The 26,087-nt window shown below is 69.2% G+C and carries 22 protein-coding genes and 2 tRNA genes; 10 read left to right on the forward strand and 14 right to left on the reverse strand.

All coding sequences use genetic code 11. The annotated features are described in order from the left end of the window. Nucleotides 1-34 precede the first annotated feature (34 nt). Together L324_RS35825 and L324_RS35830 are read left to right on the forward strand one after the other, a co-directional pair. The gene (locus tag L324_RS35825) at nucleotides 35-508 is read left to right on the forward strand and encodes a ribose-5-phosphate isomerase (protein WP_037319502.1); all 474 of its coding nucleotides are present in this window, start codon (nucleotides 35-37) and stop codon (nucleotides 506-508) included. Between the two features lies 1 nt (nucleotide 509). Next, the gene (locus tag L324_RS35830; protein ID WP_037319505.1) at nucleotides 510-1,319 is read left to right on the forward strand and encodes an Fpg/Nei family DNA glycosylase; all 810 of its coding nucleotides are present in this window, start codon (nucleotides 510-512) and stop codon (nucleotides 1,317-1,319) included. A gap of 398 nt (nucleotides 1,320-1,717) precedes the next feature. On the opposite strand, the gene L324_RS35835 is transcribed toward L324_RS35830, so the two are convergent. Beyond that, nucleotides 1,718-2,503, reverse strand: coding sequence for a hypothetical protein (locus tag L324_RS35835; RefSeq protein ID WP_037319506.1), 786 nt, complete (start codon nucleotides 2,501-2,503; stop codon nucleotides 1,718-1,720). Nucleotides 2,504-2,632: 129 nt separating this feature from the next. Between L324_RS35835 and L324_RS35840 the strand changes: the two genes are divergently transcribed. From L324_RS35840 to L324_RS35855, 4 genes are all read left to right on the forward strand, one after another. Beyond that, nucleotides 2,633-3,508: an LLM class F420-dependent oxidoreductase gene (locus L324_RS35840; protein WP_037319508.1), complete on the forward strand. Its 876-nt coding sequence runs from the start codon at nucleotides 2,633-2,635 to the stop codon at nucleotides 3,506-3,508. A gap of 2 nt (nucleotides 3,509-3,510) precedes the next feature. Further along, nucleotides 3,511-3,957, forward strand: a complete 447-nt coding sequence (locus L324_RS35845; RefSeq protein ID WP_037319510.1) for a nuclear transport factor 2 family protein — start codon at nucleotides 3,511-3,513, stop codon at nucleotides 3,955-3,957. 164 nt (nucleotides 3,958-4,121) lie between these two features. Further along, on the forward strand, nucleotides 4,122-5,717 hold the full coding sequence (locus L324_RS35850; protein ID WP_037319512.1) for a carbohydrate-binding protein: 1,596 nt from the start codon (nucleotides 4,122-4,124) through the stop codon (nucleotides 5,715-5,717). A gap of 10 nt (nucleotides 5,718-5,727) precedes the next feature. Further along, a complete protein-coding gene (locus L324_RS35855) occupies nucleotides 5,728-7,503 on the forward strand; it encodes a M48 family metalloprotease (protein WP_037319515.1) in 1,776 nt (591 codons plus the stop codon). Here L324_RS35855 and L324_RS35860 read toward each other — a convergent pair. The 9 genes from L324_RS35860 to L324_RS35900 form a co-directional block, all read right to left on the reverse strand. Next, nucleotides 7,496-8,722, reverse strand: coding sequence for an RNA polymerase sigma factor (locus L324_RS35860; RefSeq protein ID WP_037319517.1), 1,227 nt, complete (start codon nucleotides 8,720-8,722; stop codon nucleotides 7,496-7,498). The two genes, L324_RS35855 and L324_RS35860, sit on opposite strands and share 8 nt — an antisense overlap. A 70-nt stretch (nucleotides 8,723-8,792) precedes the next feature. Beyond that, complete coding sequence (locus tag L324_RS35865; RefSeq protein WP_037319520.1) at nucleotides 8,793-9,695, reverse strand: TauD/TfdA dioxygenase family protein; 903 nt, start codon at nucleotides 9,693-9,695, stop codon at nucleotides 8,793-8,795. After that, nucleotides 9,692-11,038, reverse strand: a complete 1,347-nt coding sequence (locus tag L324_RS35870) for an LLM class flavin-dependent oxidoreductase (protein WP_037319522.1) — start codon at nucleotides 11,036-11,038, stop codon at nucleotides 9,692-9,694. Before L324_RS35870 ends, L324_RS35865 begins: the two co-directional genes overlap by 4 nt. Continuing rightward, complete coding sequence (locus L324_RS35875; protein ID WP_037319525.1) at nucleotides 11,035-11,874, reverse strand: ABC transporter permease; 840 nt, start codon at nucleotides 11,872-11,874, stop codon at nucleotides 11,035-11,037. The genes L324_RS35870 and L324_RS35875 overlap by 4 nt, the downstream gene beginning before the upstream one ends. Further along, nucleotides 11,874-12,635, reverse strand: coding sequence for an ABC transporter ATP-binding protein (locus L324_RS35880; RefSeq protein ID WP_037319527.1), 762 nt, complete (start codon nucleotides 12,633-12,635; stop codon nucleotides 11,874-11,876). The genes L324_RS35875 and L324_RS35880 overlap by 1 nt, the downstream gene beginning before the upstream one ends. Beyond that, nucleotides 12,632-13,651 (reverse strand): ABC transporter substrate-binding protein, encoded by a 1,020-nt coding sequence (locus tag L324_RS35885; protein ID WP_037319530.1) that lies wholly within the window; start codon nucleotides 13,649-13,651, stop codon nucleotides 12,632-12,634. Before L324_RS35885 ends, L324_RS35880 begins: the two co-directional genes overlap by 4 nt. 97 nt (nucleotides 13,652-13,748) lie before the next feature. After that, nucleotides 13,749-14,915 (reverse strand): ROK family protein, encoded by a 1,167-nt coding sequence (locus L324_RS35890; RefSeq protein ID WP_051174289.1) that lies wholly within the window; start codon nucleotides 14,913-14,915, stop codon nucleotides 13,749-13,751. Nucleotides 14,916-14,975: 60 nt separating this feature from the next. Continuing rightward, entirely contained in the window at nucleotides 14,976-15,416 is a 441-nt protein-coding gene (locus L324_RS35895) for a GNAT family N-acetyltransferase (RefSeq protein ID WP_037319580.1), read from the reverse strand. 99 nt (nucleotides 15,417-15,515) lie between these two features. Then, nucleotides 15,516-15,589: transfer RNA gene (locus L324_RS35900), tRNA-Pro, on the reverse strand. An 85-nt stretch (nucleotides 15,590-15,674) separates the two neighbouring features. On the opposite strand from L324_RS35900, the gene L324_RS35905 reads away from it, so the two are divergent. After that, a tRNA-Gly gene (locus L324_RS35905) sits at nucleotides 15,675-15,748 on the forward strand. A gap of 124 nt (nucleotides 15,749-15,872) precedes the next feature. Here the strand turns inward: L324_RS35905 and L324_RS35910 are convergent. Next, nucleotides 15,873-20,582, reverse strand: a complete 4,710-nt coding sequence (locus L324_RS35910; protein WP_438938476.1) for a HAMP domain-containing protein — start codon at nucleotides 20,580-20,582, stop codon at nucleotides 15,873-15,875. A 130-nt stretch (nucleotides 20,583-20,712) separates the two neighbouring features. Between L324_RS35910 and L324_RS35915 the strand changes: the two genes are divergently transcribed. Then, the gene (locus tag L324_RS35915) at nucleotides 20,713-22,293 is read left to right on the forward strand and encodes a SpoIIE family protein phosphatase (protein ID WP_037319538.1); all 1,581 of its coding nucleotides are present in this window, start codon (nucleotides 20,713-20,715) and stop codon (nucleotides 22,291-22,293) included. Here L324_RS35915 and L324_RS35920 read toward each other — a convergent pair. Next, a complete protein-coding gene (locus L324_RS35920) occupies nucleotides 22,276-23,283 on the reverse strand; it encodes a DNA topoisomerase IB (RefSeq protein ID WP_037319583.1) in 1,008 nt (335 codons plus the stop codon). The genes L324_RS35915 and L324_RS35920 overlap by 18 nt on opposite strands. A gap of 100 nt (nucleotides 23,284-23,383) precedes the next feature. Between L324_RS35920 and L324_RS35925 the strand changes: the two genes are divergently transcribed. Together L324_RS35925 and L324_RS35930 are read left to right on the forward strand one after the other, a co-directional pair. Then, nucleotides 23,384-23,926: a type 1 glutamine amidotransferase domain-containing protein gene (locus L324_RS35925; protein ID WP_037319541.1), complete on the forward strand. Its 543-nt coding sequence runs from the start codon at nucleotides 23,384-23,386 to the stop codon at nucleotides 23,924-23,926. 77 nt (nucleotides 23,927-24,003) lie between these two features. Continuing rightward, nucleotides 24,004-24,207, forward strand: coding sequence for a hypothetical protein (locus L324_RS35930; RefSeq protein ID WP_037319543.1), 204 nt, complete (start codon nucleotides 24,004-24,006; stop codon nucleotides 24,205-24,207). Here L324_RS35930 and L324_RS35935 read toward each other — a convergent pair. Continuing rightward, on the reverse strand, nucleotides 24,200-24,586 hold the full coding sequence (locus L324_RS35935; RefSeq protein ID WP_037319545.1) for a hypothetical protein: 387 nt from the start codon (nucleotides 24,584-24,586) through the stop codon (nucleotides 24,200-24,202). The genes L324_RS35930 and L324_RS35935 overlap by 8 nt on opposite strands. 50 nt (nucleotides 24,587-24,636) lie before the next feature. After that, a complete protein-coding gene (locus L324_RS41105) occupies nucleotides 24,637-25,947 on the reverse strand; it encodes a serine/threonine-protein kinase (protein ID WP_051174291.1) in 1,311 nt (436 codons plus the stop codon). Nucleotides 25,948-26,087 lie beyond the last annotated feature (140 nt).

Genomic DNA, 26,087 nt, shown 5'->3' on the forward strand with positions numbered 1-26,087 from the left:
GCCCGAGGCGCGCGGTGATGGCAGACTCCGCGCTGTGCGTGTTTACCTTGGCTCTGACCATGCCGGTTTCGAACTGAAGAACCACCTCGTGGCCCACCTCAAGGAGCAGGGTCACGACGTCGAGGACGTCGGTCCCTTCGTCTACGACGCGGCCGACGACTACCCGGCCTTCTGCATCGAGGCGGCCCGCCGGGTCGTCGCCGACGAGGGCAGCCTCGGCATCGTCGTCGGCGGATCCGGCAACGGCGAGCAGATCGCGGCCAACAAGGTGAAGGGTGCCCGCGCCGGCCTCGCGTGGAGCGTCGAGACCGCGAAGCTCACCCGTGAGCACAACCACGCCCAGCTGATCGGCGTCGGCGCGCGGATGCACACGGCCGAGGAAGCGACCGAGATCGTCGACGCGTTCCTCGCGACCCCGCCGAGCCCGGACGAGCGGCACGGACGCCGGGTCCAGCAGATCCTCGACTACGAGAACACCGGCTGGCCGCCGCCGCTGCCCGAGCACTGACATGCCCGAGGGGCACACGCTCCATCGCCTGGCACGTCTGCACAAACGCCGTTTCGCCGGTCACCCGGTCGAAGTGAGCAGCCCGCAGGGACGGTTCGCCACCGAAGCGTCCCGTTTGGACGGCCGGGTGCTGGTGAAGGCCGAGGCGTACGGGAAGCACCTGTTCCACGACTACGGTCCACACGGGACGGTGCACATCCACCTCGGCCTCTACGGCACGTTCTCCGACGACGCCCTGCCGGTTTCGGAACCGGTGGGACAGGTGCGGATGCGGCTGATCGGTCCGACGCATTCGGCCGACCTGCGCGGCCCGAACCGGTGCGAACTCCTGGACGCGCCGCAGGTCGACGCGATCAAGGCCCGGCTGGGCCCGGATCCGCTGCGCCGAGACGCGAAACCGGACAAGGCGTGGGAGCGGATCTCGCGGTCGAAGACGTCGATCGCGGCACTGCTGATGGATCAGTCGGTGCTGGCGGGTGTCGGCAACGTGTATCGCGCCGAGGTGCTGTTCCGGCACGGTGTCGCCCCGCTCGTCCCGGGTCGCGCGCTCGATCGCGGGCTGTGGGACGACCTGTGGGCGGATCTCGTGACGCTCATGCGGCACGGTGTCCGGGTGGGACGGATCGACACGGTCGCGCCGGAGCATCTGCCCGAGGTCACCGGCCGCGCGCCGCGGCAGGACCGGCACGGGGGCGAGGTCTACGTCTACCGCCGCGAAGGGCTGCCGTGTCTCGTCTGCGGGACGGCGGTGCTGCGCAGCGACCTGGCCGCGCGGAACCTCTTCTGGTGCCCCACCTGCCAGCCGGGCTGACGGCCGCGGACCTCGGTCCCGGATGCCACGTGGTCTCGTGAGTGGTAATGACGGTTAGAACCGTCATTACCACTCACGACCGGGATTCGGCAGGTATGCGGGGCTGAAGGGCGCCTTCCCCGCATCTCACGCGGCGAAGGGCGCTTTCCCTGCATGCGACGCGGGGAAGGCGCCCTTCAGCCCCAAACCGCAGCCGAGCCCGACATCGCAGTAGTCGACTACTTGCGAGGTATGGCCTGGTCGTGAGTGGTAAGTGTCGTTAGAACGACACTCACCACTCACGACCACCTGCACCGACGAATCACCGCGGCCTGGGTCCCGAACGCTATGAAAGGTCCTTTCCTCGCAAATTTTGCAAGGAAAGGACCTTTCATAGCGCTTGAAAAGAGCGAAGCGGGCTAGAAGTCGAACCCGCCGCCGTCGAAGCCACCGCCGTCAAAACCGCCACCGTCGAAGCCGCCGCCATCGAAGCCACCGGCGTCCCCGCCCATGTCACCACCGGCGTCGCCGCCCGCGTCCGCGGCCGCGTCCTCCTGCCCGGCGTCGTACCCCGACTCCCAGGCCGAAGCGCTCGCGACGCCCGCCATGCCGGAGAACATCGCGCTGAACAGCAGCATCGAACCGAGACCCCAGGCACCGGCGACGAGCGCGGGCTTCCACCACGGCTCGCTGTACCAGCCCTGCGGCACCGGACGGCCCGCCACGCGCCCACCGGGGTAGTAGTGCGGCGTTCGCTGGCTCGGGTCCGGCGAAGCCTCGTAGTGCTCGCCTTCGACGTCGACCGAGCGGTACTCGGTGACCTTGCCGGCCCGGTCGCGCTCTTCGCTGCCGGGCAATTCCGGACCGGGGTCCATGCCCATCGCGACGCGGGCCGCGCGGACGTAGTAAAGACCCTCGATGGCGGTCTCACGCACCAGACGAGCCTGTTCGACGGTCTGCGCCTGCTCCATCTGGGAGCCCGCCGCGGTGAAGCGTTCGGACGCGTCCGCCATGGCCTGCTGGGAGGCGGTGTCCGTGCCGGTGATGTTCATGACCTGACCGCCGAGCCGCTCGACGAGGCGCCGTGCGTCCGCCTTCGCGTCGTCCAGCTGGCGCTTCTTGGCCGCCGCCTGGGATTTCGCGAAGTAGATGCCGCCGCCGACCACGACGGCGAGGAGCACGATCAGGAAGATCGCGGTGCCCATGGGTTCACTCCAGGAATCGTTCGGCCTTTGCCCGGACAACGCGGGGTGGGTGCCGGGGGTTCCCGGCGAGTGCTCCCGGTCACCGCGGGCACTGGCGGGAGAAACTAGAACACGTTATAGTTCGGCTCCATGAAGTTCACCCTGTCGATCGCGATGAATCCGCTCGATCAGCTGGGCGAGCTCGCCCGCGCCGCCGAAGAGGCGGGGTTCTCCTCGATCGCGCTCCCGGATTCCCTGTTCTATTCCGAAACCGTCTCGGCCGACTATCCGTACACGCCCGACGGCAGTCGTTTCTGGACCGAGGAGACGCCCTGGGCCGATCCGCTGATCGCGGCCGCCTCGATGGGCGCGGTCACCGAACGGCTCACCTTCTACACCTCCGTGCTCAAACTCGGCTCCCGCAACCCGGTCCTGCTGGCGCGTCAGGTCAACTCGGTCGCGGCGCTGACCGGCGGCCGGTTCGGGCTCGGGCTCGGCGTCGGCTGGTCGCCGGAGGAGTTCCGCTGGTGCGGAGCGCCGTACGAGAAGCGCGGCAAACGCGTGGACGAGGCGATCGACGTCCTGCGGCTGATCCTCGACGGCGGGATGGTCGAGTTCCACGGCGAGTTCTTCGACTTCGACAAGCTCCGGATGAGCCCGACGCCGCCGTCACGGGTGCCGTTCTACATCGGCGGCCACACCGAGGTCGCGCTGCGCCGGGCCGCCCGCGTCGGGGACGGCTGGTCCTCGGCGATGATGAAGTTCGACGACCTGCGCGACACCATCACCCGGCTGCGCGCCCTGCTGGCCGAACAGGGCCGCGCCGACGTCCCCTTCGAGTATCAGGCCGTCTGCATCGACAAGTTCGGCCTCGACGGCTACCGCGAGCAGGGCGACATCGGCGTCACCGACATCATCACCATGCCGTGGGTCTTCGACGGTCTCGGCTTCGACGCCGAAGTCGGCCCGAAACTCGATTCCATCAAGAAGTTCGGCGACGAGATCATCGCGAAGATCGGAGACTGAGCATGGGTGTCGACGTCTGCTGGGATCCGGCCACAACTCAGCCGCCCGCGCGCCAGGCCGCGTACCGCTCGATGACCGCCGTGACCGCCGGGGACAAGGCCGCCTGGCTCGCGCTCTTCGCCGGGGACGCCGTCGTCGAGGACCCCGTCGGCCGGTCGATGTTCGACGAAGAGGGCAAGGGGCACCACGGTCACGACGGGATCAGCGCCTTCTGGGACAAGACGATCGGATGCGTCGAGCGGTTCCAGTTCACCGTCCGCGACTCCCACGCGGCCGGTGACGAGGTCGCGAACGTCGGCACGATCACCACGTACCTCCCCGGCGGCTATCGCGTCGACACCGACGGCGTGTTCGTCTACCGGGTGCGCGAGGACGGGCTGATCGTGTCGATGCGCGCGTTCTGGGAAACCGAACGCGCCATGGCCACCGCTCGCAAGGCCGAGGAGTGACCGCCGTCCGTTTCCGGAGAACGTGGTGCACGGTGGCCGGGAAACCGCGCACACCCGGGCTTGACCCCGCTTCGTAAGCACTCTTTACTCAAGATTCGTTCTACGAGTGCTCCTCCGCCGCGTACTCGTCGGATGCCTTCCCCGAGCGCGTCCAAGGAGAGAGCATGTCGGCATCCACTTTCGCGCGGCGGTGCGCCGCCCTCGCCGTCGCGGCCTTCGCACTGACCCCGGTCCTGTCGGTCCCCGAACCCGCGCTGGCGCTGGAAAACGGCCTCGCCAGAACCCCGCCGATGGGGTTCAACAACTGGAACACCACACAGTGCCGCGCGGAGTTCGACGAGGCGATGATCAAGGGCATCGCGGACATCTTCGTCTCGCAGGGCTTGAAGGACGCCGGTTACCGGTACGTCAACATCGACGACTGCTGGGCGCTGCCCACCCGGAACGCGCGAGGGGACCTGCAACCGGATCCGAAGCGCTTTCCCGGCGGCATCAAGGCACTCGCCGACTATGTGCACTCGAAGGGCCTCAAGTTCGGCATCTACACCAGTGCCGGAACCAAGACCTGCAACACCGCGGGTTTTCCGGGCGGGCTCGGGCACGAGCAGCAGGACGCGAACCTGTTCGCCTCGTGGGGCGTCGACTACCTGAAATACGACAACTGCAACAACCAGGGCGTCGACGCGCGGAAGCGGTACACGGCGATGCGTGACGCGCTCGCGAAGACCGGCCGCCCGATCGTCTACTCGATCTGCGAATGGGGGCGGACCGACCCCAAGGTGTGGACCTGGGGTGAGCCGGTCGGGAACCTGTGGCGCACCACCGGCGACATCTCCGACAACTGGACGAGCATGATCGGCAAGGCCAAGGCCAACCGGGTGCTCGCGCGCTACGCCGGCCCCGGTCACTGGAACGACCCGGACATGCTCGAAGTCGGCAACGGCGGCATGACCGCCACCGAGTACCGCACCCATTTCAGCCTGTGGGCGATGATGGCCGCGCCGCTCCTCATCGGCGCGGATCTGCGCAAGGCCGGGGCGGAGACGCTCGCCATCCTCAAGAACACCGACGTCATCGCCCTGGACCAGGACCCGCTGGGCAAGCAGGCGACCGTCGTGAGTTCCGACGGCGGTCTGGTCGTCTACAACAAGGTGCTGGCCAATGGCGACCGCGCGGTCGCACTGTCCAATGAGAACACTTCCGCCGTGACGATCGCCACCACCGCGTCGGCGCTCGGCATCGGCGGCGCGCCCTCGTACGAGCTGAAGGACCTTTGGTCGAAGGCGACGCGGACGACCACCGGGACGATCAGCGCATCCGTTCCGGCGCACGGGACCGTGGTCTACCGCGTCTCCAAGGGAGCAGGCGGGCCGGCGGCGAGGTTCGAGGCCGAGGCGGGCACGATGTCCAGCGGCGGGACGATCGACACGAACCACGCGGGCTACTCCGGGACCGGATTCGTCAACGGTGCCAACGCCGTCGGCAGCCATGTCGAGTGGAAGGTCGACGCCGCGGGTGGTCCGGTGCGGCTGAGCTTCGGCTATGCCAACGGTTCCACCGCGAGCCGTCCCGTCGACCTCTCGGTGAACGGCACGGTCGTGGCCACCGGCGTCCTGTTCCCCGGAACGGGGGCGTGGACGAACTGGAGCACGGTCACCCGGGCGCTGACCCTGGCGGCGGGCACGAACACGATCCGGCTGACCGCGACGTCGGCCGGCGGTCCGGCCAATCTGGACTACCTGGACGTCGTAACCGGGTAGGTTCACCGCCATGCGAGGGTGGCTTCGCGCGGCCAAGGTCGTGCTCCTGGTAGCGGGGTTCTACGTCCTGGCCGCGCTGGTCTTCGTCCTGCTGGCCTTCGGTGGCGGACTCCTGCTGGGCACGATCGACAACGGCCTGGTGTTCCTCGTCGCCGCGCTCGGACTGGGCCTGCTGCTCGGCGCCGGAGTCGCGGCCCTGCTCCCGTTCCGGGAGAAACCCTTCGTGCCGAACGGAATTCCGCTCTACCGCGACGACGCCCCGGAGCTGTGGGCCACCCTCACCGAACTGGCGGAGACGATCGGGACCAGGCCGCCGGACCAGGTGTGGCTCGCGGCGGCACCGGGGGCGTCGGTCGTCGAGCAGGCGGGCCTGTTCGGCCTGAAGCCCGGCCGCCGATTCCTCATGATCGGCTATCCGGTGCTCCAGGCGTTCACCCGCGCGCAGGTGCGCGCGGTGCTGGCGCACGAATTCGGCCACTACGGGCAACTGGACGGGGAGACCAGCGTGCCGGGCTACCGCGCCCACGTCGCCGTGGCACGGATGCTCGAACGCTTCCCCCGCCGCACGATCAACCCGCTGTCCTGGCTGTTCCGCGGCTACGCGCGGCTGTTCATCCTGACCCAGCGGGTCGCGAGCCGACGGCGTGAATACGGCGCCGACCAGGTCATGGGCCGGATCGCCGGGCGGGTTCCGGCGCAGTCGGCGTTGCGGCTGCTTCCGCTGATCGGCGGCGAATGGGTCCGTTACCTGCATCTCCGCGTCGGGGTGGGCGCGAAGGTCGGACTGGCCCCCGCCGACGTCTACGGCGGCTTCGCGCGGATGCTCGAAGCGCGCCGCGATCGGCTGTCCGTCGCCGACGCGCCCCTCCGTGCCCCGTCGCGCTGGGACACCCACCCGCCGACCGTGGAACGCCTGTGGGCGTTGGAATACGCGCCGGACAGGTCCGATGTGGACGAACGCCCGGCGCTGGGCCTGCTCGCCGATTCCGCGCATACCGCGGCCCGGCTCGAAGAGTCCGTCTTCGATTTCAGCGGCCGACGCCGCCTTCCTTGGGACGAATACCCGCGTGAGTCGGCGCTGACACGGCTGAAGGAGGAGGCCGAGGCCGCGTACCGCGCGATCGCACGGGCTTCAGGACAGCCGGTGGGAACCCTCGAAGCGCTTCTCGCGCTTCCCCAAGCGGACATTCCCAAGGAGGGGCTGGAAGCCGCTCTCCTGCTGGCCGCCTGCGACGCGGGCTCGGTCCGGTTCGCGCACCGATGGGATGACGAACCGGATTTCACCCACCCCGACGGATCCGCCGTGGATCTTTCCGAACTCGTCGAAGATCTGCTGATCGGCGGACCGGAAGAGGTCGCGCGGGCCCGTGCGACCTTGGCGGGACTGGGTATCGACCCCGCGGCCACGGGCGGCGGCGCGGAGCGGGTCACCCCGCGCGGCTCGGCGGTGATCGGCGGGCTGGCGAACGTGCGCTTCGACGATCGGCCGGGACATCTGCTGATCACCGAACGCGGCCTGATCTTCGCGCCTGTCGCGGGAAAGGTGTCCGACAACGGGAAACAGGGACTGCTCGACCTGATGGCCGAAGAGCCGTTCGCGGTCGCCGCCAGGGCGGGGTCGGTCTGGCTGCCGTACGAGGAGTTGTCGCGGGTGGAAAGGCGGCGCGACATCCCGATCAAGGCGACCGTGACCCGGTACGACGGCACGGAGCACCGGATCCACGCCGTCTACACGGGCTACGTCCACGGCGAATCACACGACACGATCCTTCGTGTGCTCAGGTGAGCCGCTCCGCACGCCGGGTCAGGTACTGCTTTTCGGGTTCGCTCGCGGTCTTTTCGGCGGCCCGGAGGTAGGCCTCGCGCGCCGCGCCGGTGTCCCCGGCCAGTTCGAGCAGGTGCCCGCGCACGGAGTCGAGCCGGTGGGTCTGGCTCATCCGGCTGTCGTCGTCGAGGGTGCCGAGCAGGTCGAGGCCCGCTTCCGGCCCGTGGACCTGGGCGACCGCGACGGCGCGGTTGAGCGTGACGACCGGGCCGGGCGAGACCTTCTCGAGGACGTCGTAGAGCGCGAGGATCTGGGTCCAGTCGGTGTCGTGCGCGGTGGCCGCCTCGTCGTGGACGGCGGCGATCGCGGCCTGCACCTGGTACGGCCCGACCGGCCCGGTTTCGAGGACCCCGCTCACCAGTGAGACGCCCTCGGCGATCATCTCCGCGTCCCACCGGGACCGGTCCTGGTCGGCGAGCGGGATGAGGGAGCCGTCCCCCGCCGCACGGGCGGCGCGGCGGGCGTCGGTCAGCAGCATGAGCGCGAGCAGACCGGTGACCTCGTCCTCCTCGGGCATCAGCCGGTGCAGCAGGCGGGCCAGCCGCACCGCCTCGGTGGTGAGGTCGGCGCGGTGCAGCTCGGGGCCGCCGCTGGCCGTGTAGCCCTCGTTGAAGATCAGGTACAGCACCTGGAGGACGACGCGCAGCCGGTCGGCGAGTTCGGCGGGCGGCGGGAGGACGAACTCCGCGCCCGCCTTCTTGATGGTCTGTTTCGCGCGGCTGATCCGCTGGGCCAGCGTCGATTCCGGGACCAGGAACGCGGTCGCGATCTCACCCGTGGTCAGGCCGCCGACCGCGCGCAGGGTGAGCGCGAGCTGCGACGGCGCCGACAGGGACGGGTGACAGCACAGGAAGAGCACGGTGAGCGTGTCGTCCGAATCGGACGCTGTGGACGCTTCGCCCGGTCCGGCCAGGTCCATCAGCGCGGAGTTCTCCTCGCGCCGCCGCCGCGCGCTCTCGCTGCGCCACTCGTCCACCAGCCGCCGTGACGCCACGGTCGCCAGCCAGGATTTCGGGCTGTCCGGGATGCCCTGCTCCGGCCACTGCTGCGCGGCCGAGAGCAGGGCTTCCTGCACGGCGTCCTCGCAGGCGTCGAACTGGCCGTGCCTGCGCACCAGCAACCCGATGACCTGCGGGGCGAGGTCCCTGAGCAGCGTTTCCACCTGGCGTTCGTCAGTCACGACGCCAGTCTTACCGCATTTCGTCCTCTGGATGCGGTGAGTAGGCATCCAGAGGACGAAATGCGGGGTGTCAGGCGACGGGGGAGTAGTGCGAAGCGTCGCCTTCGAGGGATTCGCTCGGCACGCCGTCGATCCCCACCGGGACGTCGCCCGCCACGGTCACCCGGTTCAGGCGCCGGGGCAGGTCGTCGTAGTTGTCGACGGCGTAGTGCTGGGTGATGCGGTTGTCGAACAGCACCAGCTGGTTCGGGGCCCAGGTCACCCGGACGACGTTCTCCGGCCGCGTCACATACGACTGCAGCAGCCGGAGGATGTCCCGCGACTCGCCCTTGGACAGCCCGATGATCCGTTGCGCGAAGCCGCCGATGTACAGCCCGCGCTCGCCGGTCACCGGATGGACCCGCACCACGGGGTGCACCGTGCGGTACTTGCGCGAGATGAACACCTGACGGCGTTCCTGCTCCGCCTCGTCGATCGTCTCCGGCGCCTTCGCGTAGTCGTAGTCGTTGGTGTGCTCGGCGCGCAGCGTGTCCGCGAACGCCCGGAGCGGCTCCGGCAGGTCACGGTAGGCGGCGGCCGAGTTGGCGATCAGCGTTTCGCCCCCGTACGGCGGCACGACCAGGCTGCGCAGCGTGCTGGCCTTCGGCGGGTTGTGCACGAAGGTGACGTCGGTGTGCCACTGGTTCGCGCGGCCCCGTTCGCTGTCGACCGGCAGGATCGCGGGCTCGCCGTCAACCGACGGGACGGTCGGGTGCGCCTTCGTCAACTCCCCGAAGTACGCGGCGAAGCGCTGCTGGCCGGCGTCGTCGAGGTCGACGTCCCGGAAGACGAGCGCCTTGTGCTCGTGCAGGGCGTCGGTGAGGAACGCCACGGTCGCGGCGTCCAGCTCGGCGGCGGGATCGACACCGAGCACCTCGGCGCCGATGCGGCCGGTGATCTTGCGGACCTCGACCTGGGTGTTGAGGGCGGTCATGCGGCGTGCTCCTTCACTGTGGTGGTGACGGTGGTGCGGTCGGCGGGCCGGGCGAGGCCGTAGTGGCCGCGCAGGGTCGTGGCGGTGTACTCGGTGCGGAACAGGCCGCGCCTGCGCAGTTCCGGCACCACGAGGTCGACGAAGTCCTCGAGGCCGCTGGGCAGGGTGGGCGGCATGATGTTGAAACCGTCGGCGGCGCCTTCGGTGAACCAGTGCTCCAGCTGGTCGGCCACCTGTGCCGCGGTGCCGGCGAAGACGCGATGGCCGCGGCCGCCCGCGAGCCGTTCGATGAGCTGGCGGATGGTCAGGTTTTCGCGCCTCGCCAGGCCGGTGACCAGCTCGAACCGGCTCTGCGCGCCCTCGGTGAACGTGCCGACGTCGGGCAGCGGCCCGTCGAGCGGGTACGGCGTGAGGTCGTGGTCGAGCATCGTCGACAGTTGCCGCACGCCGTACGCGGGCGTGATGAGGGCGTTGAGTTCGGCCTCGCGTTCCTTCGCCTCGGCCTCGGTGCGGCCGAGGACCGGGCTGATCCCGGGCAGGATCTTGATCTCCTCCCGCGACCGCCCGTAGTTCGCGAGCCTGCCCTTGACGTCGTCGTAGAACGCCTTGCCCTCGGCGAAAGTCTGCTGCGCGGTGAACACCGCTTCGGCGAACCGGGCCGCGTACTCCTTGCCCGTCTCCGACGAACCGGCTTGGACCAGCAAGGGGTGTCCCTGCACCGGGCGCGGGATGTTCAGCGGCCCGCGTACCTGGAAATGCGGGCCGTCGTGGTCGATCGGGTGGATGAGGTCGGTGTCGGCGTAGACGCCGCTCGCCTTGTCGATCACGGCCGCGTCGTCGGCCCAGCTGTCCCAGAGTTTCTTGGCCACCTCGACGAATTCGGTGGCGCGTTCGTAGCGCAGCGCGTGCGACGGCCGGGCGTCGCGGTTGAAGTTGCGGGCTTCGTCCTCACCCGCCGACGTCACGATGTTCCAGCCCGCGCGGCCGCCGCTGAGATGGTCGAGCGACGCGAACTTGCGGGCCAGGTGGTACGGCTCGTTGTAGGTCGTCGACGCGGTGGCGATCAGGCCGATGTGCTCCGTGGCCCCGGCCAGCGCCGAAAGCAGCGTCAGCGGCTCGAACAGGGTGTGCGAGTTGTAGCGGACGTTGCCCCACAACGCGACGCCGTCGGCGAGAAAGAGCGAATCCAGCTTGCCGCGCTCCGCCGTGCGTGCGATGTCGACATAGTGCTTCAGGGTCGCGGCGCGGTGCGGATCCGTGCTCGGATGCCGCCAGGCCGCCTCGTGATGTCCGTTCGGCATCACGAACGCGTTGAGGTGCAACTGTTTCCTGTTCGACGTCATGCCTTCTCCTTGACACGCCAGGTGGAGAACCGCCGCTCCAGTGCGACGAAGCCCGCGTTGATGGCCAGTCCGAGCACCGACACCGTGATGATCGCGGCGTACATCTGCTGGATCTGGAAGTTGACCTGGGAGTTGTTGATCAGATAGCCGAGCCCGGCCTTGGCGCCGACCATCTCGGCGGCGATCAGGATGAGGATCGAGTACGCCGCCGCCATCCGGATGCCGGTGAAGATGGTCGGCACCGCCGACGGCAGGATCACCTTCCGGAACAGACTCGGACTGGACAGCCCGAGTGACCGCGCGGCCTTGACCAGCAAGGGATCCACGGTGTTCACCCCGGCGATCGTGTTGAGCAGCACCGGCCAGACGCAGGCGTAGACGATCAGCGCGATCTTGGACACCTCGCCGATGCCGAGCAGCAGCGTGAACACCGGCAGCAGGGCCAGCGCGGCGGTGTTGCGGGCCAGTTCCAGCAAGGGGTTCAGGAACTCCGCGAGCGGCCGGTACCAGGCGATCAGCAGGCCGAGCGGCACCGAGACGGCCACGGCGAGCACGAAGCCGGCGGCGGACCGGCCGAGACTCGCCAGCAGATGGTCGGCCAGCTGCCCGTTGAGGATCAGCTCCCCGAGTGCGGCGAGATCTTCCGACAGCGGCGGAAGGAAGGTCCGCGTGCCTTCGTCGAGGACGAAGCGGGGCGCGAGTTCCCAGACGGCGAGGAAGAGCAGGATCGCGGCCGAACTCCGGAAACCCTTGACCAGCCAGGTGTTCTTCCGCCGCGGCTTCCCGGCCGGTTTCGCTCCGGTGTGGACGGTGGGTGCTTCGAGTGTGGCGGTCATCAGGCTGCCCTCCGGATCTCGTCGTGCAGGAGTTCCCACAGCCGGTGCCGGTGCGCCACGAACGCGGGCGCCGAACGCAGATCGTCGTTCGCGCGGTCACCGAGATCGATGTCGACGACGTCCTTGAGCCTGCCCGGCCGCGAGGTCAGCACCGCGACCTTCTGCCCCAGGTAGACGGCTTCTTCGATGCTGTGGGTGATGAACACGATGGTCTTGCCGGTGCGTCCCCAGATCCGCCGCAGTTCCTCTTGCAGCAGTTCGCGGGTCTGCGAGTCCAATGCGGCGAACGGCTCGTCCATCAGCAGCACGTCCGGGTCGTAGGCGAGGCTCCTGGCGATCGCGACGCGCTGCTTCATACCGCCGGAAAGCTGATGGGGGAGGTGGTCCCCGAACCCGGAAAGCCCCACCAGGTCGAGAAACTCCCGCGCCCGCTCCGCGCGCTGCCGCTTGCCGAGTGTGCCGCCTTCGAGGCCGAATTCGACGTTGGCGCGGGCGGTGCGCCAGGGGAACAGCGCGTACTGCTGGAACACGACCCCGCGATCCAGGCCCGGTCCGGTGACGGGCCTCCCGTCGATCAGGACCTCGCCGGACGTCGGTGACGCGAGGCCGCCGAGCAGGTCGAGCAAGGTCGACTTTCCGGATCCGCTCGGTCCGACGAGGGAGAGGAACGTGCCGTCCTCGATGTCCAGTGAGACGTCGTCCAGCGCGGTCAGGTCGCCGAAGGTCTTGGTGACCGAGCGCAGGCTGATCTTGGCGGTCATGCGCCACCGCCTTCGCGGTAGGGGTTGAACTCGTTGGTGTAGAGCTTCTTGAGGTCGACCTGGTCGTTCTTGATGAATCCGGACTGTTTGAGCCAGCCCGCCCAGAGCGTGTAGTCGTTGTCCGAGATCAGGCCGCCCTTGGTGATGCCGACGCTCTTCCAGTACTTGAGCGTTTCGGTGTTCTCGTTGCGGCCGCGGTTCTGGATGATCTTGGTGAACCTCGCGATGACCTCTTCGCGGGGCGTCGTGCGTTCCCATTCGATCGCCCTGGCCACCCCGCTGACGAAGACCTTCGTGGTTCCCGGGTACTTCTTGATGAAGTCGGTCCTCAGCACGTACGGACCGCCGTTGTACGGCCCGAACGCCTCGACGTCCTTGACGATGGGCCGTACTCCGCCGGCGGCGACGGCGCGGTCCTGCAGGACGCCGTTGAGCGCGGCGACGTCGATCTGCCCGTTGCGCAGGGCCTGTTCGGTGTTGATCGGCGGGAGGACGACCAGCTGCACCTGGTCGATCTCCGCGTCGGAGAGGCCGCTTCGCTTGAGCCAGGTGTCGAGCGCGGCTTCGAGGTTCGCGCCGACGGTGTTGACGCCGACCTTCTTGCCGATCAGGTCCCGCGGCGTCCGGATCGGGCTGTCGTCCTTGACGTAGAAGCCGAGGAAGGTCTTCTCGTCGGAGCCGTAGTAGTTGACGACCGCCTTGATCGGCGCGCCCGCCTCGACGAGTTTCACCACCGCGCCGGTGAAGGCGCCGCCGAAGTCGGTCTGGTCGGTCGCGGCGGACTGGATGTCCTGCGGGCCGCTGATCGTGTTGCCGACCCATTTCAGTTTCACGGGGCCGAAGTAGCCGAGATCCTCGGCGAGTTCGGGCAGGGTGACGGTGTTCGCCGAGCCCTGGTAACGGAGTTCGAGTTTCTCCGGCTGCCCGGCGGTGCCCGCCGGGCTCGCGGAGGCGCCGCAGCCCGACAGCACCAATCCGGCGAGGAGCGCGGTGAGCAAGGGCACTGGTTTCTTCACGGTGGGCTCTTTCGTTCGGGTTCGCGTCGTCGAAGCCGATTCTTCGCAGGCCCGCACGTGAGCGTCAATTTTGCGATTTAGTGAAGTAACTCCGGCATCAAGAGGCGTTGGCGAGCTTCGTGAAAAGCGGATCTTCGTAGCAGGCGTTCAACATGACCGCGGCACCCGCCGTCGCCAGCTCGGTTCCCGGAAAGCTCGATGCCACAACGTTTTCCGTCGCGTTCTGGCAGATCCAGGAGCGTCGGCCGACCTCGTCTCGGATCGTGGAAAGGCAGCCTTCGACGTCGCGTACACTCTGGTCGAGCACGATGAGGATTTCCGGATTGAGGACGTCGAAGAGCAATGCGGCGGCCTGTCCGATAATTCTCGCGCGCTCGTGAAAAAGGGTTATGGCGCCTTTGTTCCCGGTTGCCGCCGAATGGAGTACATCGGTGAAAACCGGTTCTTCGACGAGTCCCGCTTCGAACGCCTTGCGGGCGACCGTGCGCTCGGAAACCGTGGCTTCGAGACAGCCGGACCGCCCGCAGCGGCAAGGCTCGTCACTGTCGTCGACCCGCAAATGCGCGACGGCACCCGCCGCCGACCTCGGTCCATGATGGACGGTGTCGCCGGTGGCGAAGGCGGCGTCGACGACGTTGCCGGTGAACAACTGCACCACACTGCTGCGTGCCCTCGGCTGCCCCAGCAGGCGTTCGGCGTGGATCAGCGCCCGCGAATGCCCGTCCACCCGGACGTCGAGACCGGTGACCTCCGTCAGCAGATCGCGCAACGGGACTCCGCGCCAGCCGAGCAATCCGTGCTCCACCACCGTCCCCGACTCCCCGTCGACCCATCCGCCGGTCGCCGCCCCCAGCCCGAGCGGCGTGCGCTCCGGCGCGTGTCCGATGAGGAGGTCGTCGAGCAGCTCCGCGATCTGCGCGGCCTGCACCGCGGGCTCGGCGCCGTGATGCGGAACTTCCTGCTGTACCAGTACTTTCCCGCGCAGGTCGAGCAGTCCGACGGTGAGATTCTCGACCGCGATATGCGCTCCGCACACCACGAACCGCTCCGTGTCGAGATCGACCGGTACATGCGGCCTGCCGACCGCGCCCGCGACCTCGGGCAGTTCGCGAAGGAAGCCACGGTGCATCAACTCCGCCACATGCCCGGTGACGGCCGCCGCGCTCAGCCCGGTGCGGCGCGCGATGGTGCTGCGCGCTATCGCCCCTTCGTCCAGCACCACGCGGAGCACCGCGCTGGCACTGGCGCTCCGCCTGCCGGTCACGGTGCCGATGTTCGCAAGCCGGTGCGGGTGGGCCCAGCGCTCTCAGGATGCGGGAGCCGGTCAGGCGGTCAGCGCGCGGTAGAACTTGGCGCTGCGCTCGCAGCGGTCCTCGTACCCTCGCGCCCGGTAGAAGGCGTGCGCACCGGTCCGGTGGCGGGAACTGCTGACCTCCATGGCGATACAGCCCCATCGCAGCGCCTCCGCTTCGGCGACGGCGACCAGTTCGCGGCCGACCCCGGTACCGCGCTGGGACTCGTTCACCACCAGGGCCACGATCCGTCCCACCGAGCCTTCCCGCTCGAAAAGCGGGATCGCGACGACCGCGATGACACCGACCACCGTGCCGTCCGACTCGGCGACGAACGCGGCGCCTTCGGGATGACGCTCCCAGCGTTCGAGCCGGCGGCGCACGTCATCCACGTCGTTGTCCGGGTAGCCCAGCTGGACGAGCAAGGGGGTCACAGCGGGGGCGTCGGTGGTGAGTGCGTGGCGGATCTGCATGATCGCCATTAAAGCGGAGGGTTACGGCGTCGGCCGGTGACCCGGAGTGAGGGGTCGTGACCGGGAAAAGGGCTGAACCCGTAGGTCCAACCCCTTGAGTCGGGCTGACAGGATTTGAACCTGCGACCCTCCGCTCCCAAAGCGGATGCGCTACCAAACTGCGCCACAGCCCGTGGCCTCCCCAGTGTTCCCCGGGGGGTGTGCACACAGCCTAGCGGGTCACGCTAAACTACTTTCGCACCCGGTACTCCGGGGCATGCGGGTGTAGCTCAATGGTAGAGCCCTAGTCTTCCAAACTAGCTACGCGGGTTCGATTCCCGTCACCCGCTCCATCGCTCCGAACGAGAACCCGCGGCCTTCTGGCCTGCGGGTTCTTTCGTGTCCGGACCAGCGTTGGGCTCGTGAGTGGTAATGACGGTTAGAACCGTCATTACCACTCACGAGACCTGACCAGCCTCAGCTCGTGCCGGTGCCGCCGTCGCTGTCCGAGATGTCCTCGGTGCCGGCCACCACGACCTGGGAGAGGCCGCTGGAGGCCGCGTCCGCCTCCAGGTGCACCGCGATCAGGTCCAGCAGCTTGTCCGTGTCCACCGGCTTGGTCACGTAGTCGTCCGCGCCCGAGGCCAGGGTCCGCGCCTTGTCCTCCGGGGTCGCCTTCGCGGTGACGGCGATCACCGGCAGGTCCTCGTGGGCGGCTTCGGCGCGGATCGCGGTGATCGTGGCGTTGCCGTCCAGTTCGGGCATCATCACGTCCATCAGGACGAGCGCGGTGTCCTCGTGCCGTTCCAGGGCCCGGATTCCCGCGACGCCGGTCTCGGCGTAGATGACCTCCAGTCCGTTGCGTTCCAGCACGGCGGCCAGCGCGAAGACGTTCCGCAGGTCGTCGTCGACGATGAGGATCTTCTCGCCGTGGAACCGCAGCGACGGCTTCGCCGGGATCACCTGCGGGACGGCCATGATCAGCGGGACGCCGCCCGCCTGCGTGGTCGGGACGACCAGGTTCGACGCGCTCACCGGCAGGTACAGGGTGAACGTGCTGCCCTTGCCGGGTTCGCTGCGGACGCGGAGTTCGCCGCCGAGCAGTTCCGTCAGCTGCTGGCTGATCGACAGGCCCAGCCCGGTGCCGCCGTATTTGCGGCTGGTGGTGCCGTCGGCCTGGCGGAACGCGTCGAAGATGATCGCGAGCTTGTCCGGCGCGATGCCGATCCCGGTGTCCTCGACTGCGAACGCGAGAACGCCGGGGGCCTGGCGGAGCGAGTCGGCTTCGACCTCGCCCGGGTCGGCCATCCGGATGTGCAGGCGCACGCCGCCCTCGTCGGTGAACTTCGCCGCGTTGGACAGCAGGTTCCGTAGTACCTGCTGCACGCGGTGTTCGTCGGTGTGGATCGACGACGGCACCGGCGGGTCGATCAGGACGGCGAACTCCAGGCCCTTGTCCGAGGTGAGCGGACGGCAGATCGATTCGACGTACTCGACCAGTTCGGGCAGCGTGACGTCGGACATCTGGAGGTCGAGGTGACCGGCCTCGACCTTGGCCATGTCGAGGATGTCATTGATCAGCTGCTGCAGGTCGCTGCCCGCCGAGTAGATCGTCCGCGCGAACTGGACCTGCTTCTCCGTCAGGTTCCCGTCCGGGTTCTCCGAGAGGAGTTTCGCCAGGATCAGGGCGCTGTTGAGCGGGGTCCGCAGCTCATGCGACATGTTCGCCATGAACTCGGATTTGTACTGCGACGCCATGGTCAGCTGCCCGGCGCGCTCTTCGAGTTCCTGCCGCGCCTGCTCGATCTCGCTGTTCTTGACCTCGATGTCGCGGTTCTGCTGTGCCAGCAGTGCCGCCTTCTCCGCCAGATCGGTGTTGGAGCGGCGCAGTTCCCGTTGCTGTGCCTGCAACTGCTCGGACCGCGCGCGCAGTTCCTGTGCCAGGCGCTGGGATTCGGTCAGCAGCGCCTCGGTGCGCGAGTTGGACTGGATGGTGCTGACGTTGACCGCGATGGTCTCCTTCAGCTGCTCCAGCAGGTCGATGTGGACGGTGCTGAAGGCGTTGATCGTCGCCAGCTCCAGCACCCCGAGCACCTCGCCCTGGAACAGCACCGGCAGCACGATCACGTTGACCGGGGCGGCCGAACCCAGCCCCGAGGAGATGAGCGCGTACTCCGGCGGCGCCTCGTGGACCAGGATCGTGCGGCGGTCGACCGCGGCCTGCCCGATGAGCGATTCGCCGGGGGAGAACCGCAGGCCCGCCTGGGACTTCGCCAGCCCGTAGGTGGCGATGCTCTCCAGGACCGTTTCCTCCTGCTCGTCCTCGCGGGCGAGGAAGAACGCGCCCTGCTGCGCGGACACCAGCGGGGTCAGCTCACTGAGGATCAGCGACGCCACGGACGCCAGATCGCGGTGGCCCTGCATGAGCGCGGAGAGCCGGGCGAGGTTGGTCTTGAGCCAGTCCTGCTCGCGGTTGGCGCGGGTGGTCTCCTTCAGGTTCGCGATCATCTGGTTGATGTTGTCCTTGAGTTCGGCCACCTCCCCGGACGCGTCGACGGTGATGTGCCGGGTCAGATCGCCGGCGGTCACCGCGGTGGCCACCTGCGCGATCGCCCGCACCTGCGTGGTCAGGTTCCCGGCCAGCTGGTTCACGCTCTCGGTCAGCCGCGACCACGTGCCCGCGACGCCGGGCACCTCCGCCTGACCGCCGAGCGTTCCGTCCGTGCCGACCTCGCGGGCGACACGGGTGACTTCGGAGGCGAAGGACGACAACTGATCGACCATCGTGTTGATGGTCGTCTTGAGTTCGAGGATCTCGCCGCGCGCGTCGATGTCGATCTTCTTCGACAGATCGCCCTGCGCCACCGCGGTGGTCACGGTCGCGATGCTGCGGACCTGGCCGGTCAGGTTGTCGGCCATGACGTTCACGTTGTCGGTCAGCGCCTTCCACGTGCCCGCCACGTTCGGCACGCGGGCCTGGCCGCCGAGGATGCCTTCGGTACCCACCTCGCGCGCGACCCGGGTGACCTCGTCGGCGAACGCGCGCAGCGTCTCGACCATGCTGTTGATCGTCTCGGCGAGCACGGCGACCTCGCCCTGCGCGTCGATCGAGATCTTCTTCGACAGGTCGCCGTTCGCCACCGCGGTCGTCACCGTGGCGATGCTCCGCACCTGGTCGGTGAGGTTGTCGGCCATGACGTTGACGTTGTCGGTGAGGTCCTTCCACGTCCCGGCGACGCCGCGCACCTGCGCCTGGCCGCCGAGTTTCCCTTCCGTACCGACCTCGCGGGAGACTCGCGTGACCTCGTCCGCGAAGGCGGAGAGCTGGTCGACCATCGTGTTGACGGTGTTCTTGAGTTCGAGGATCTCGCCGCGCGCGTCGACGATGATCTTCTGCGTCAGGTCGCCCTTCGCGACGGCGGTGGTGACCTGGGCGATGTTCCGGACCTGGTCGGTCAGGTTCTTCGCCATGAAGTTGACGTTGTCGGTCAGGTCCTTCCACGTCCCGGCCACGCCGGGCACCTGCGCCTGGCCGCCGAGGCGCCCGTCGCTGCCGACCTCGCGCGCGACCCGGGTCACCTCGTCGGCGAACGAGGACAGCTGGTCGACCATGGTGTTCAGGGTGTTCTTGAGTTCGAGGATCTCGCCCTTGGCGTCGACGGCGATCTTCTGCGAAAGATCGCCCTTCGCCACCGCCGTCGCCACCTGGGCGATGTTGCGGACCTGCGCGGTGAGGTTGTTCGCCATGAAGTTGACCGAGCCCGTGAGGTCGCGCCACGTGCCGGCGACGCCGGGGACCTGCGCTTGCCCGCCGAGCTGACCTTCCGTGCCGACCTCGCGCGCCACGCGCGTGACCTCGTCGGCGAACGAGGACAGCTGGTCGACCATCGTGTTGACGGTGGTCTTCAGTTCGAGGATCTCGCCGCGCGCGTCGACCGTGATCTTCTGCGTCAGGTCGCCCTTCGCCACCGCGGTGGTGACCTGGGCGATGTTGCGGACCTGGTCGGTCAGGTTGTCCGCCATCTGGTTCACCGAGTCGGTGAGCCCGCGCCAGGTGCCCGCGACGCCCGGCACGGTCGCCTGGCCGCCGAGACGGCCTTCGCTGCCGACCTCGCGGGCGACCCGGGTGACCTCGTCGGCGAACGAGGACAGCTGGTCGACCATGGTGTTCAGGGTGTTCTTGAGTTCGAGGATCTCGCCCTTGGCGTCGACGTTGATCTTCTGCGAAAGGTCGCCCTTCGCCACCGCCGTGGCCACCTGGGCGATGTTGCGGACCTGGTCGGTCAGGTTGTCCGCCATCAGGTTGACCGAGTCGGTGAGGTCGCGCCAGGTGCCCGCGGCACCGGGGACCTGCGCCTGACCGCCGAGACGGCCTTCGCTACCGACCTCCCGGGAGACCCGGGTGACTTCGTCGGCGAACGAGGACAGCTGGTCGACCATGATGTTGACGGTGTTCTTGAGCTCCAGGATCTCGCCGCGCGCGTCGACGTTGATCTTCTGGGTCAGATCACCCCGCGCCACCGCGGTGGTCACCTGGGCGATGTTGCGGACCTGGTCGGTCAGGTTGCTGGCCATGACGTTGACGTTGTCGGTCAGGTCACGCCAGGTCCCCGCCACGCCCGGGACCTCGGCCTGGCCGCCGAGACGGCCTTCCGTGGCGATCTCGCGGGCCACTCTGGTGACTTCGGTCGCGAACCGCGAAAGCTGCTTGATCAGGCCGTTCAGCGTCTTCGCGACCTCGGCGAACTGACCCTGCAGCGGCCGCCCGCCGACCTCCAGCGGCATCGGCTCGGACAGATCGCCCTCGGCGACCGCGCCGAGGACCCGGTTGAGCTCGGCCGTGGGCCTGCTCACGTCCTCGATCAGCCCGTTCACCACGTCGACCGCGGTCGCCCAGCCGCCGGGGCCGATCTCGGCCGCGACGCGCTCGGTCAGCCTGCCTTCCTTGCCGACCGCCTCGCGGACCCGCAGCAGCTCGGTCACCAGCCGCTGGTTGCGTTCGGCGATGTCGTTGAAGGCGACGGCGAGCTGGGCCGTGAGCCCGTCGCCATGCGCCACGAACCGCCGCCGGAAGTTGCCGTCCCCGAGGTCGCGGGCCGCCGCGAGCAGGCGTTCCAGGGTCGCTTCGTCCACCTGGCCGCCACCACCTTCCGCGCGGGTCCGGTCCCTTTGGGAGTGCTGTGTCATCTGTGTCGACCCTCTCCACCACGCATGCCAAGCCATGGTCGTCGCATCAGCGTGCCATGATTCGACCTACACTTCGAGCCAGTCCGCCCGCTCACACTGCGCTACCCGCAAGGCAGGAGGAGGTCCGGGAATGGTGTCACGGCCGGCCCCGGCCTCGACGTCGCTCCCCTCGGAGCCGTCGCCCACGGCAAGTGAGGGCGCGCTGCCCGAATCCGGGAGGTTCTGGCGCGAGCTGCTCGAAGACGTGCGTGACGCCGTACTCGTCCAGGACGTCGGCGGCGCGCTGCGCTGGTCGAACCCCGCCGCCAGGGAGCTGTTCGGCGGCGGCCGTCCGGTGCTGACCGCCGAGGGCCCCGACGTCGGGCATGTCGAGCACACCGGCCGCCGGTTCCCCGCGCGCATCCGGACGCTGCCCGGCGGCTGGCACGCGTGGACGGTCACCTCCGCGGTCGCCGCCGACGGCCCGCGGGTCGACGGCTTCCTCGCCGCCTCGGCGCCCCGGCTGGCCTCCGCACGGGGACGGCACGGGACGGCGAAGGTGATCGCCGAGGTCGCCGCGGCCGAACTCGCCGACTGTGTCTTCGTCCTGTTGCCGACCACCCGCGGCCGCTGGGAATGGTGGAGCTGCGACCACCGCACCAACCACGGGCACGGCCGGATCCGCCGCGTCCCGGCCCAGCTGGCCCCGGTACTCGCCGGCACTTTCGCCTCCACCGACGAGCCCGAGGCCAAGGCCGTCCCGGAGGAAGAGGTCGCGACGCTGCCCGCGGTCGTCGCGGAGCGGCTCGCCGTCCATTCGTCGGTCACCGTGGTCTCACTGGGCCTCGACGGCGGCGCCGGGGTCACCGGCGCGGTCGTGCTGGGCAGGCGCGGCCCGCCCGCGTTCGGCGACGACCATCCCCGCGCGGTCACCGAGTTCGCCCGCGCGGCCGGGACCGCGCTGGCCAACGCGCACCGCTACGCGCGTCAGGAAGAGGCCACCCGCGGTCTGGAGACCACGCTGCGCCCGACGCCGCCGCCGGAGGTGCCCGGCGTCAAGTTCGACGTCTGGTACGAGCCGTCGGGCGGGCTGCTCGACGTCGGCGGCGACTTCTACGACGTCCTGCCACGTGAGGACGGCGGGGCGATGTTCGTCCTCGGCGACGTCTGCGGCAAGGGCGCCGAGGCGGCCGCGCTCACCGGCCGGGTCCGGCAGACCCTCGCCGCGCTCAACCTCGTCGAACAGGACGGCATCACGCTGCTGAGCCTGCTCAACGCCCTGCTGATCAGCGGCGGCAGCGGCCGGTTCGCGACGCTGGTGCTCGGTTCGGTCGGAGACGGGGACGACGGCCAGTCGCTCACCCTGGCCTCGGGCGGCCATCCCGCGCCGCTGGTGATCCGCCGCCGCGGCGGGGTCGACGAGATCACCCTGCCCGGCACACTGGTCGGGATCTCCCCGCAGGCCCGGTTCGCCGAGACCACCATCCGGCTGGCCGAGGGCGACGTCTGCCTGCTCTACACCGACGGGATCACCGAGGCACGCCACCACGAGCGGCCGTCGGATCTGTTCGGGGACGAGCGGCTGCGCGAGCTGCTGACCCGCTGCGGGGGGCTCTCCGGTCGCGAAGTGGTCAGCCGGGTGCGCTCCGCGGTGCGCGAATGGCTCGGCAGCGGGACCCACGACGACATCGCCGTCCTCGCCATCGAGGCCAAGTCACGCCCCGTTCAGTAACCGCACCACCGCCCGTTCGAGGATCGTCCGCGCCTCGCCCGGGTCCGCCGCCTTCCCGGCCCGCCGCACCGCGCGTTCGATGGTCCGGTCCTTCTCGTACGCCTCGATCACCCGTGGGTCCACATAGGACTGTCTCGCGACGGTGGGTGTGTTGCCGAGCCCCTCGGCGACTTCCGTCATCACGGCCTTTTCGACCCGCTTCACTCCGCGTTGGCTCGACGGCTTTTCCTTGTCCGCGAAGGCGGAGGCCGCGAGCACGGTGGCGTTCCAGGTCCGCAGGTCCTTCGCGGTGAAGTCCTCGCCCACGAGTTCCTTGAGCCGTTCGTTGATGTCTTCGGCCCGTACTTCGTGCCACTCGCGACCCTGCCGGTAGGCGAGCAGGCGCGACTCTCCGCCACGGGCGCGCCGGAGTGAGCGGATCAGCCGTAGGAGGCTGTCGTCGCGGAGCCGGACCTTCCGCTGGATCCCGCCTTTCGCGGGGTAGTCGCAGAGCAGGCAGCCTTCGCTGACCGTCACGTGCTCGCACAGCAGCGTCGCCAGCCCGTGCGTTCCGTTCTCGTCGGCGTAGTCCTCACCGCCGGTCCGGAAGACGCCGAGGTCGAGCATGCGCAGCGCCCCGGCGAGTACGCGTTCGCGAGTGAGGCCACGGGAATCGAGATCCTTCTGGACGGCTTCGCGGAGCTTGGGGAGCCGCCGGGCCAGTGCGAGCACCCGTTCGTGTTTCTCCTCGTCCCTGGCCCGTCGCCACTCGGGGTGGTAGAGGTACTGGCGCCGTCCGGCGTCGTCGACGCCGACGGCCTGGATGTGCGCGTTCTCCGACGGCGAGATCCAGACGCGCCGCCACGCGGGCGGGATCGCGAGCTTGGTGATCCGTTCGATCGTGTCCTCGTCCTTCAGGGGTTCGCCGTCCGGGGTCAGGTAGCCGAAGCCGCGACCCCTGCGCCGCCTCCGGATACCGGGGGAGCCGAGGTCCGCTCGCCGAAGTCGCATGCGCCGCGAATACCCGCGGTCACCCCGATCCATACCCATGATTCGGCGGGTCCGGCCCGGGGTAGTCGGGGGACGAGGACGACCCAAGGAGGGAAAACCCATGGCGACATCGCTGAACGGGCGCCGCGTGGCCATCCTGGCCGCGGACGGTGTGGAACAGGTCGAACTGGTCGAACCGCGGAAGGCGGTCACCGACGCGGGGGCCACGGCCGAGGTCGTCTCGCTGGAATCCGGCGAGATCCAGGCCATGAACGGCGACATCGACAAGGCGGACCGGTTCACCGTGGACCGGGTCGTCAAGGACGTCACGGTCGACGACTTCGACGCGCTGGTCCTCCCCGGCGGCACGATGAACCCGGACAACCTGCGCGCCGACGAGAACGCGGTCCGGTTCGTCCGCGACTTCGTCAACAGCGGCAAACCGGTCGGCGTCATCTGCCACGGACCGTGGACGCTGGTCGAGGCCGACGTCGTCCGCGGCCGCACGCTCACGTCCTACCCGAGCGTGCGCACCGACATCCGCAACGCCGGCGGCACCGTCGTCGACCAGGAGGTCGTCAACGACAACGGCCTGATTTCCAGCCGGAACCCCGATGACCTGCCCGCCTTCTGCGCCACGATCGTGGCGGAATTCGCGAAATGAGCGGGCCGGGACCGGCCAAATGAGTGGCGCCGGTCACAGTCTTGGGGGACTCTGGTGGCAGAGAAGGAGGTGCCGCGATGACCGTGCATGCCAGACGCTACGGCCGTTGGTGCCGTGAGCATTTCGACACCGAGCATTTCGACACCCAGGCCGAGACGGGCTCCCGCCGGCCCGCCGAGCAGGCCATGGAGACTTCCGCCACCGCGAACGTCACCGACGCCCGGGCCGAGCAGGCCCAGGCCGGTGACGTCCCGCGAGGGGAACCGGGCTCGCTCAGCTGAGGGTCCGCCGGTACCAGACCCGCTTCGGGCCCGGCAGGCCGATCCGGGTGACCAGGTCGGTCACCACGCCGCCGATGATCAGCCACAGCAGGGCGGCGAGGCCGTCGTTGAGCAGGGTGCGCAGTTTTGCGCCGTCCGGGGTGAACAGGTTGCGCAGGCCGAGCGACACCCCGCGCGACCATCCGTCGATCAGCTGCGCGAACCCGTTGCCGGGATTGGCCTCGCCGAATACGAGCAGGATGTGCACGATCAGCACCAGCGCGAAGACCCAGCACACGGCGTGGACGAGGGCGTTGACGACGCGCACGACGCGGATCCGGGCAGGCGTCTGTTCGACGATCTCCTCCTGCGGCTCACGCGGGTCGTTGATGTAGGTCATCGCCGTCTCCCATCATTCGTCCACAGTGGACAGCCCGGCGGGGCGGATGCTCAGCCGGGGCCCGGCGTGCTCGGTTTCGTCCTCGTGGTGGGCCGGGGCTTCGACTTGCTGGGCCGGTCCGACGTGCTCTGCCCGCCGCTGCTCGCCGACGAGCGTTCCGGTGTCGAGGTGACACCGGCGTTTTCGCCGCTCCCCGGCGGATTCGTGGTCGCCGGGCCGTCGTCCTGGCTCACCACGACGGTGCCGCCGGAGCCTTCCGCCCCGCGTGTGGGCACCTCGACGACCTCCGTGGAGGGCGCGTCGCGGCCCGTCGACTGGCCGGGTGCCCCGGTCGCCGCGGGCGGGACCATCCCGTCCGGCCGGAGCGGCGGATTCGCGTCGGTCTGGTTGGCCGCCAGCAGCACGCCGACCGTGATCGCGGCGGCGGGCGCGCTGATCGCGGCGAGCAAGGCCGCCCGTTTGCGGGTGGCGGGCGCGAGGTGGGTCACCACCGTCCCGGTGGAGTCCTCCAGGAGGATCCGCGCGATCGCCGCGGCCGTCGGGCGCTGCGACGGTTTCCGCGCGGTCATCCCGCGCAGCAGCGTCGTCATCGTGGTGGACAACCCGGCGGGGATGCGGGGCTGGCGGTGCAGTCGCCCGACTGCGGCCTCCACCGGCGTCCCGGTGTACTCCCGTTCGCCGGACAGGCATTCCAGCAGGACCAGGCCGAGCGCGTAGATGTCGGCGGGCGGGCCGATGTTCTCGCCGCGGACCTGTTCGGGCGCCATGTACGCCGCCGTGCCGACGACGCCGCCGGTCTCGGTCACCCTGGTCGCGTCGAAGGCGTGCGCGACACCGAAGTCGCCGATCAGCGGGCCGTCGTCGGACATCAGGATGTTCGCCGGCTTGAGATCGCGGTGGGTGATGCCGTGCGCGTGGACGTGCGCGAGCGCGTCCGCCAGCCGGGCGGCCAGTTCGACGACCTCGCCCTGGGAGAGCGGGCCGGAACGCAGGCGCTGGGCGAGGTTCGGCCCTTCGACCAAGCGCATCGTGAGGTAGCTGTAGCCGTCGTCGGAACCCGCGTCGTACATCGGGACGAGACCGGGATGCCGTACCGCGCTGAGGGTTTTGATCTCCTGCTCGCGGCGGCGTTCGTCGCGGGTCATCGTGTCGGCGTGGAAGAGTTTCAGCGCGACTTCGCGCTGTTCGAGCAGGTCACGGGCGCGGAACACGCGGGCGGTCGCGCCGCGGCCCAGCAGGTCGCCGACCTCGTACCGGCCGGCGAGCTTGCGCGGCAGATGGTCCGGATCGTGGACGTTCAGGCTGAAGCGGCGCTGCGTGGTCCCGGCATCGAGGTGTTCGTCCTCGTCACCGTCGTCCATCGGTGCTACCTCCGTCTCACCGGCCGAACGCCGTATACCCGGTCCGGCCCCGGGCGAAACAAGGTTTGCGAGCGTACCCGACGTGAACGGGGGGTTCACCCCGAATGGCGGGCAACCCCTCGCGGGGCCGGACGTCCCGT

This window comes from Amycolatopsis orientalis DSM 40040 = KCTC 9412, from assembly GCF_000478275.1.
GTDB classification, from domain to species: Bacteria; Actinomycetota; Actinomycetes; order Mycobacteriales; family Pseudonocardiaceae; genus Amycolatopsis; species Amycolatopsis orientalis.

Excerpts from the sequence above, each read along its gene's own strand:
- L324_RS35895 (WP_037319580.1), bottom strand. The coding sequence starts at position 15,416 with ATGCAGATCCGCCACGCACTCACCACCGACGCCCCCGCTGTGACCCCC.
- L324_RS35935 (WP_037319545.1), bottom strand. The coding sequence starts at position 24,586 with ATGACCTACATCAACGACCCGCGTGAGCCGCAGGAGGAGATCGTCGAA.
- L324_RS35850 (WP_037319512.1), top strand. The coding sequence starts at position 4,122 with ATGTCGGCATCCACTTTCGCGCGGCGGTGCGCCGCCCTCGCCGTCGCG.
- L324_RS35875 (WP_037319525.1), bottom strand. The coding sequence starts at position 11,874 with ATGACCGCCACACTCGAAGCACCCACCGTCCACACCGGAGCGAAACCG.
- L324_RS35915 (WP_037319538.1), top strand. The coding sequence starts at position 20,713 with ATGGTGTCACGGCCGGCCCCGGCCTCGACGTCGCTCCCCTCGGAGCCG.
- L324_RS35830 (WP_037319505.1), top strand. The coding sequence starts at position 510 with ATGCCCGAGGGGCACACGCTCCATCGCCTGGCACGTCTGCACAAACGC.
- L324_RS35835 (WP_037319506.1), bottom strand. The coding sequence starts at position 2,503 with ATGGGCACCGCGATCTTCCTGATCGTGCTCCTCGCCGTCGTGGTCGGC.
- L324_RS35910 (WP_438938476.1), bottom strand. The coding sequence starts at position 20,582 with ATGACACAGCACTCCCAAAGGGACCGGACCCGCGCGGAAGGTGGTGGC.
- L324_RS35930 (WP_037319543.1), top strand. The coding sequence starts at position 24,004 with ATGACCGTGCATGCCAGACGCTACGGCCGTTGGTGCCGTGAGCATTTC.
- L324_RS35840 (WP_037319508.1), top strand. The coding sequence starts at position 2,633 with ATGAAGTTCACCCTGTCGATCGCGATGAATCCGCTCGATCAGCTGGGC.
- L324_RS35865 (WP_037319520.1), bottom strand. The coding sequence starts at position 9,695 with ATGACCGCCCTCAACACCCAGGTCGAGGTCCGCAAGATCACCGGCCGC.
- L324_RS35925 (WP_037319541.1), top strand. The coding sequence starts at position 23,384 with ATGGCGACATCGCTGAACGGGCGCCGCGTGGCCATCCTGGCCGCGGAC.
- L324_RS35855 (WP_037319515.1), top strand. The coding sequence starts at position 5,728 with ATGCGAGGGTGGCTTCGCGCGGCCAAGGTCGTGCTCCTGGTAGCGGGG.
- L324_RS35920 (WP_037319583.1), bottom strand. The coding sequence starts at position 23,283 with ATGCGACTTCGGCGAGCGGACCTCGGCTCCCCCGGTATCCGGAGGCGG.
- L324_RS41105 (WP_051174291.1), bottom strand. The coding sequence starts at position 25,947 with ATGGACGACGGTGACGAGGACGAACACCTCGATGCCGGGACCACGCAG.
- L324_RS35880 (WP_037319527.1), bottom strand. The coding sequence starts at position 12,635 with ATGACCGCCAAGATCAGCCTGCGCTCGGTCACCAAGACCTTCGGCGAC.
- L324_RS35870 (WP_037319522.1), bottom strand. The coding sequence starts at position 11,038 with ATGACGTCGAACAGGAAACAGTTGCACCTCAACGCGTTCGTGATGCCG.
- L324_RS35845 (WP_037319510.1), top strand. The coding sequence starts at position 3,511 with ATGGGTGTCGACGTCTGCTGGGATCCGGCCACAACTCAGCCGCCCGCG.